General features: G+C 67.1%; 5 protein-coding genes. All 5 read left to right on the forward strand.

Annotated features, from left to right (window positions below):
* Positions 1-294: 294 nt before the first annotated feature.
* Positions 295-1,830 carry a TerC family protein gene (locus tag ACT6Y9_RS07250; protein ID WP_443744037.1) on the forward strand — a complete coding sequence of 512 codons (1,536 nt, stop codon included), beginning with the start codon at positions 295-297 and terminating at the stop codon, positions 1,828-1,830.
* Positions 1,831-1,976: 146 nt separating this feature from the next.
* Positions 1,977-2,951, forward strand: coding sequence for an ABC transporter permease (locus ACT6Y9_RS07255; RefSeq protein WP_443744038.1), 975 nt, complete (start codon positions 1,977-1,979; stop codon positions 2,949-2,951).
* Between the two features lie 22 nt (positions 2,952-2,973).
* Positions 2,974-3,927, forward strand: a complete 954-nt coding sequence (locus ACT6Y9_RS07260) for an ABC transporter permease (RefSeq protein WP_443744039.1) — start codon at positions 2,974-2,976, stop codon at positions 3,925-3,927.
* A gap of 22 nt (positions 3,928-3,949) precedes the next feature.
* Positions 3,950-6,070, forward strand: coding sequence for a dipeptide ABC transporter ATP-binding protein (locus ACT6Y9_RS07265; protein ID WP_443744040.1), 2,121 nt, complete (start codon positions 3,950-3,952; stop codon positions 6,068-6,070).
* A gap of 76 nt (positions 6,071-6,146) precedes the next feature.
* Positions 6,147-6,902, forward strand: a complete 756-nt coding sequence (locus ACT6Y9_RS07270) for a hypothetical protein (protein WP_443744041.1) — start codon at positions 6,147-6,149, stop codon at positions 6,900-6,902.
* Positions 6,903-7,136 lie beyond the last annotated feature (234 nt).

A 7,136-nucleotide genomic window follows, 5' to 3' on the forward strand; every position in this document is an offset into this window, starting at 1 on the left:
TAGAGCCCCGTTTTCTGGGCTATGGCGAGGGTGGCGGCATAGAGGCCGATCAACTTGAAGGGATCGGAGAACCCGAGATGACCGTAGTGCTGCGCCCAGACCAGTCTGAGAGAAATACACGATTACGATATTCTCAGGTTTTCAGGTTTCAAACACCGAAACTGGGCTCCGGCCGCACTATCAGCACGCAATTTGTGATAGGTTCAAAACAACCGGCGCCCCAATCCCTCCGCTCCCGCGGACCGCGCCGGAGTCCGCAGCGGCCGCGGCGTGGCCGCCTCCTGCGAACCGTCAATGGAAATTTTGTTTGATCCGGCCCTCTGGGTGGGCCTCATCACCCTGATCGTTCTCGAGCTCGTCCTCGGCATCGACAACCTCGTCTTCATCGCGATCCTTGCGAAGAAGCTTCCTACGGCCGAGCGCGACCGAGCGCTCTACACCGGCCTCGGCCTCGCGGTTTTCATGCGCCTCGGGCTCCTCTCCATCATGAGCTGGCTCGTGGGGCTCACCGAACCGCTCTTCACGGTATTCGAACACCCGTTTTCTCTGAGGGACCTCATCCTCATCGCGGGCGGCGTCTTCCTCCTCTACAAGTCCACGAGCGAACTGCACGAGCGACTTGAAGCCCGGCCGCACGATGCTCAGGAGAGAGGCGCCGCCACGGGCTTCTGGGTCGTGATAGCGCAGATTCTCGTCCTCGACGCGGTCTTTTCGCTCGACAGCATCATCACCGCCGTCGGCATGGTTGAGAACCTCTACGTCATGATGACCGCTGTCGTCGCGGCGATCGGCGTGATGGTGCTCGCAAGCCGGCCGCTCACGCAGTTCGTCACCGACCACCCGACCGTCGTGGTCCTCTGCCTCTCGTTTCTCCTGATGATTGGCCTCTCGCTCGTCGCCGACGGCTTCGGCTTCCACATCCCGAAGGGCTATCTCTACGCGGCGATCGGCTTCTCGATCATGATCGAGTTCTTCAACCAGGTCGCTGCGAAAAGCGCCGCCAGGCAGTCCGAGAAGCTTCCCTTCCGGCAGCGCACGCTCTCGGCGATCGTGAGCCTCATGGGGCGCCCGGGCGAGCGGATTGAAGCCGAAGCGACCAACGCCGGCGCTACCGCCGGGGAATCCTTCATCGAAGAGGAGCGCCGCATGGTCGAAGGCGTCCTCACGCTTGGCGACCGGTCGGTCAAGTCCATCATGACGCCGCGGAGCTCCATCGTCTGGATCAACCTCAGGCGCCCGCCCGAGGAGATCGAGGCGCTCATCCGCCGAGCGCCGCACAGCTGCTACCCGGTCTGCGAAGGGTCGCTCGAACACGTGGTCGGCATCATCAAGGCGAAGGACTTCGCGGGTGTTCCCTTTGATCCCGAGCGCGCCCTTGCCGCGGCCCGCCGCCGCCCCGTCGTGGTGGTGCCCGAAACGGTGGACGTCATCGGCCTCATGCGCGGGGCGCGCCGGGGACTTCGCTCTCTCGTGCTCGTCGCCGACGAGTTCGGCGTGATCCAAGGGCTCGTCACCACCCACGACGTCCTCGAGGCGATCGCCGGCGACTTTCCGGACGGAAACGAACGCCGCATGATCGAGCCGCTCTCCGATGGGCGCGGCTGGAGCGCCGACGGCTCGGCCGAACTTCTCCAGGTCGAACAGGCGGCCGGCGTTTCGGGACTGCGCGGCGAAGCCGGGGACGCAGCGACCCTGGCGGGCCTGCTTCTTCTCAAATTCGGCCGGATTCCCGTCGAGGGCGAGTCGGTCGAGGTGAAGGGGCTGCGCTTCACGGTCACCGCCGTGGAGAAGAACCGCATCGAGCGCGTGACGATCGTCCGCGCCGGGTGAATTCAACTGCGGCAAACCTGCTATCAGGAGGACGCTTCAACCCGGTGCGCTTGAGGCAGAATCATTGAACGGCGTCAAAGGCCGCGTCCAACTCTGAGAACGCCCGCCCTTGACGCCCTTCGAAGAAGACCCCTCAAGAACAGTACATGCTTCAGTTTCTCCTGCGCCGGCTCTGCGAGGCGATGGTCGTGCTCCTCACGGTGGCGGCCGTCGCCTTCGTGCTATTTCAGTTCATCGGCGACCCGGTGGCGCAGATGCTCCCGATGGACGCGTCCCCCGAAGACCGCGCGCGGCTCACCGCCGCCCTCGGTCTCGACCAACCCGCCTGGGTGCAGTTCGGCCGCTTCGTCGCCCATGCGCTCGAAGGCGACTTCGGGCTCTCGCTGCGTCAGACCGCGCCCGTGGCGTCGCTCTTCGCCGAGCGCCTTCCCGCAACGATGGAGCTCGCATTCGCCGCGCTCGTGATCGCGCTCGGACTGGGGCTGCCCGCCGGCGTCTGGGCGGCCGTGCACCCGGAGCGCTTCTCCTCGAAGCTCCTGATGGGCACCTCGGTGCTCGGGATGTCGCTGCCGACCTTTCTCGTGGGCATTCTGCTGATCCTTCTCTTTTCCGTCGAACTCGACTGGCTGCCGTCCTTCGGGCGCGGTGAAGTGGTTGCGCTCGGTTGGTGGACCACGGGGCTTCTTACGCTCGACGGCTGGAAGCACCTGATTCTCCCTGCCGCCACGCTCGGGCTCTTCCAAACGGCCCTCATCATGAGGCTCGTGCGCGCGGAGATGCTCGAAGTGATCCGCGAGGACTTCATCAAGTTCGCCCGCGCCCGCGGGCTCTGCGCCCGCACGGTCTATTTGGGGCACGCGCTCAAGAACACGCTCCTCCCGGTGATCACCATCACGGGGCTCCAATTGGGCGGTCTCATCGCCTTCTCGATCGTCACCGAGACGGTCTTCCAGTGGCCCGGCATGGGGCTTCTCTTCCTGCAGTCCGTGCAGTTCGCCGACATTCCGGTCCTCACGGCCTACCTCTGCCTGATGGCGCTCTTCTTCGTCGTGATCAACCTCTGCGTGGACCTGATCTGCGCCGGGATCGACCCGCGGCTCAAGCTCTCGCCCGGCCGCTGAAAGCGTGGAGAATCGAACAAAAATGACGACCGACAAGAAAACCTCCGCCGCGCCCGTGAAGCCCGGATTCTTCGCGCGGCTCGCGAAGAGCGACGCCTGGTGGGCCCTGAAGGGCTCGCTTTCGGCGCAGCTCGCGCTCCTCACGGGGCTCGTGCTCATCGTGCTCGCCGCAGGCGCCCCCTTCTTCTCGACGCAAAACCCCTTCGACCTCGCGACGATCGACATCTCGTTTGCGAACCTTCCGCCGGCGTGGAGCGAAGCGGGCGACCCCGCCTTTCTCTTCGGCACCGACGACCAGGGGCGCGATCTCTGGAGCGCGATGCTCTACGGCATGCGCCTTTCGCTCGTGATCAGCGTGATCGCCGTGGCGCTCTCCATCCTCCTCGGCGTCAGCCTCGGCCTCGTCGCGGGCTTCGCGGGCGGCTGGGTGGACAGCCTTCTGATGCGCATCTGCGACGTGATGCTCTCCTTCCCGGCGATTCTGCTCGCGCTCCTCATCGACGGCATCCTGCGCGCGGCGCTCCCCGCGGGCGAACACCCGATCCTCCCCTATGCGGTGCTCATCAGCGCGATCACGCTCTCGGGGTGGGTCCCCTATGCGCGCACCGTGCGCGGCATGACCCTCGTCGAGCGCGGCCGCGAATACGTGCTCTCCGCGCGGGTGATCGGCGTGCGGCCGGCGGTGATTCTGCGCCGCCACATCCTCTCGAACGTCCTCGGGCCCGTCTTCGTGCTCGGAACGCTTCACGTGGCGACGGCAATCCTCACCGAGGCGACGCTCTCCTTCCTCGGCGTCGGGGTGCCGCCTACGACGCCTTCGCTCGGAACCCTGATCCGCATCGGCAGCGACTTCCTCTTCTCGGGCGAATGGTGGATCACGATCTTCCCCGGCGCCTGTCTCGTGGCGCTCATTCTGTCGGTGAACCTCGTCGGCGACTGGCTGCGCGACGCCTTCAACCCGGCGCTTCATTCCTGAGTCCGGCCCGGAGACCACAAACATGCAGCAGACAACCTGCACTCCCGTCGAACGGACGGAGAACATTCTTGAAGTGCGCGGGCTCTCGGTGGAGATCACCTCGCGCGGGCGCACGTCCACGATTCTGAACGGCGTGGACTTCACGATCGCCGTGGGCGAAGTCCTCGGCATGGTGGGGGAGTCGGGCGCGGGCAAGTCCATGACGGGCTCCGCCGTCCTCGGGCTCCTGCCTCCGGGCGCGCGGATCTCTGCGGGTGAGGTGATCCTCGAAGGGCGCCGCATCGACCAGTTGACCGATTCCGAGCGCACCCGCATCCGCGGGCGCACGATCGGCGCGATCTTCCAGGATCCGCTCACGTCGCTCGACCCCCTGATGAAGGTGGGCGACCAGATCGTCGAGACGATCCGCGCGCACCGGCCCGAGGTCTCGAAGACCAACGCCCACCGCCGCGCCGTGGCGCTCCTTGCCGAAACCGGCATCCCCTCGCCCGAAGTGCGCGCCAACCAGTACCCGCACGAATTCTCGGGCGGCATGCGCCAGCGCGTCGTGATCGCACTCGCGCTCGCCGCGGACCCGAAGCTCATCATCGCCGACGAACCGACGACGGCGCTCGACGTCTCGATTCAGGCGCAGATCATCACGCTCCTCAAGCGCCTCGCGCGCGAGCACGGCACCTCGGTCCTCCTCATCACCCACGACATGGGCGTGATCGCCGAAACCGCCGACCGCGTCGCCGTCCTCTATTCGGGCGAGGTGGTGGAGACGGGCCCCGTCGAAAGCGTGCTCTCGCGCCCGCAGCACCCCTACACCAAGGGCCTGATGGGGGCGATTCCCGACATCAACGCGCCCGGGCTCTGGCTCGAGCAGATCGAAGGCTCCATGCCCGACCCGTCGGCGCGCCCCGAGGGGTGCCCCTTCCACCCGCGCTGCCGCGCCGCAACCGAGGAGTGCCGCACGAAGCGCCCGCCCCTGATGCCCATGGGGACCTCAGACGCCGCCTGCTGGCTCGCCTCCCCCACGGGCCGCGCGGTGCCGGACTCCATCGTGCGCTTCCACCCGAAGCGCCGCGGATTGGAGAAGTCGATCGAGGAGCGGAGCGCCCGGCTCGCCGAGGCGCCCGACATTCTGTCGGTGCACGAGCTCTCGCGCACCTTCGACGTTTCGGCTCCCTGGCTCACGCGCTTGCTCACCCGCACCCCCCGCCGCTTCGTGCGGGCGGTCGACGGCGTCACCTTCGGCGTGCGCCGGGGCGAAACCCTGGCGTTGGTCGGTGAATCGGGCTGCGGCAAGTCCACCCTGGCGCGCCTCCTCGCGGGCCTCTACGCGCCGAGCGCGGGCGGCATCAACTTCGACGGATTTTTTGAGGACGCCGCGGGCGGCGGGGCCGAGCACACGACCTTCGAGCGCGAGATCGCCGGACGCCTCAACATGATCTTCCAGGACCCGTACGCGAGCCTCAACCCACGCATGCGGATCGCCGACGTGATCGCCGAACCCTTGGCGACCCTGCACCCCGACTGGGCAAAGTCCGAGATCGAGGCGCGCGTGCGCGAGGCGGCTGAACTCGTTCGGCTCCCCGAATCGGCGCTCGAAAAGTACCCCCACCAATTCTCGGGCGGACAGCGCCAGAGAATCTCGATCGCGCGCGCTTTGGCCGCGCGCCCCGAATTCCTGATCTGCGACGAGCCGACGTCGGCTCTCGACGTCTCCGTTCAGGCGCAGGTCCTCAACCTCATGAAGGAGCTGCAGCTCGAGTTCGGGATCACCTACGTCTTTATTTCACACAACCTCGCCGTCGTGCACCACATGAGCGACCGCGTGGGCGTGATGTATTTGGGCCGCTTGGTCGAGCTCGCGCCCCGCGATGCGCTCTTCCATGACCCGAAGCACCCGTATTCGCGGATGCTCCTTGACGCTATTCCGCACCTGAAGGACCCGGGGTGCTCCCGCACGCCCGTGCAGGGCGAGGTGCCGAGCCCGCTCAATCCCCCCTCGGGCTGCGCCTTCCACCCGCGCTGCCCGCGCGCGACGCCCGAGTGCGCGAAGACGACGCCGCAGTTGGCGCCCGTCCGCTTCGTCAAGTCCGTGGGGGCTTCAAACCCAGGGGATGAGCGCTTTGTCGCCTGCCTCCATCCGCTGTGAGCGCCTCCGAAACAGCACAACGCCCCGCGGATGGAGATCCACAGGGCGTTTCAACATTCTGATCGGGGGCGGCGCGGTGGACGAAGCGCTGCGCGCGCACCTTGAGGCCGCGCGCGGCCGCGTCTGGGCGACCTACGGCATGACGGAGACGCTCTCCCACGTGGCGCTCCGGCTCCTCAACGGTCCTGACGCCGATCCCGGCTTCCGGGCGCTTCCCGGGGTCGAACTCTCAATCTCCACCAAGGGCACGCTCGCCGTCACGGCGCCCGCCGTGGCGGCGGAAACGCTCGTCACGAACGACGTCGTGCGCTTCACGGCCGACCATGCCTTCACCGTGACGGGGCGTTTGGACAACGTGATCAACTCGGGCGGCATCAAGGTGCAGACGGAGGTGGTGGAGGAGAAGCTCCGGCCGCTCCTTTCGGTGCCCTTCGCCGTCGCCCCGCGTCCGAACCGGCTCCTCGGCGAGGAGGTGGTGCTCGTTGTCGAAGGGACTCCGGACGAGGCCGCAGCCATCGACCTCACGAAGCTCCGGACCTTTCTCGGGCGCTACGAATGCCCAAAGGCGGTGGTGGCGGTCCCGAAGCTCCCGCTCACGGCGACGATGAAGCCCGACCGCCCGGCGATCCGCGCCGCGGCCCGTGCGGCCCGAGCGGCTCGAACAGGCCTCCCGGCCGATGCGCCGCGCATGCAGCCCGCTCCGGGAGACTCGGGAGCGTCACGACCGCCCTCACCCGGCCGGCGGCCAGGCTCCTCCGCCGCGCTCCCCGCGGCGGACGCGTCCGTCTTCGCGGCGGAGATTCCTGCACCGAAGTTCGCCCGAGGGCCTTGAGAATCGTCCTCTCGAGGGTTTCCCCGCAGAAAGGCGCCGCGCCCGAAGAACTAATGTAGAGGAATCCGTCGTACGAAGAAGGATTCCTCATGCTCGACGCCGTACTGCATTCGCTTTCCAACACCCTCGTGCTGCTCCTCGTCGGCGGCTTCGGCTTCTGGCTCGCCTGGGCCGGGTATCTCGACTTGACGCACTCCCCGCCCTGAAGGACGGGGATTCTCCACTTGACCAACG

The organism is Sutterella sp., from assembly GCF_052272535.1.
Classification (GTDB): domain Bacteria; phylum Pseudomonadota; class Gammaproteobacteria; order Burkholderiales; family Burkholderiaceae_F; genus Sutterella.

Excerpts from the sequence above, each read along its gene's own strand:
- ACT6Y9_RS07250 (WP_443744037.1), top strand. The coding sequence starts at position 295 with ATGGAAATTTTGTTTGATCCGGCCCTCTGGGTGGGCCTCATCACCCTG.
- ACT6Y9_RS07255 (WP_443744038.1), top strand. The coding sequence starts at position 1,977 with ATGCTTCAGTTTCTCCTGCGCCGGCTCTGCGAGGCGATGGTCGTGCTC.
- ACT6Y9_RS07260 (WP_443744039.1), top strand. The coding sequence starts at position 2,974 with ATGACGACCGACAAGAAAACCTCCGCCGCGCCCGTGAAGCCCGGATTC.
- ACT6Y9_RS07265 (WP_443744040.1), top strand. The coding sequence starts at position 3,950 with ATGCAGCAGACAACCTGCACTCCCGTCGAACGGACGGAGAACATTCTT.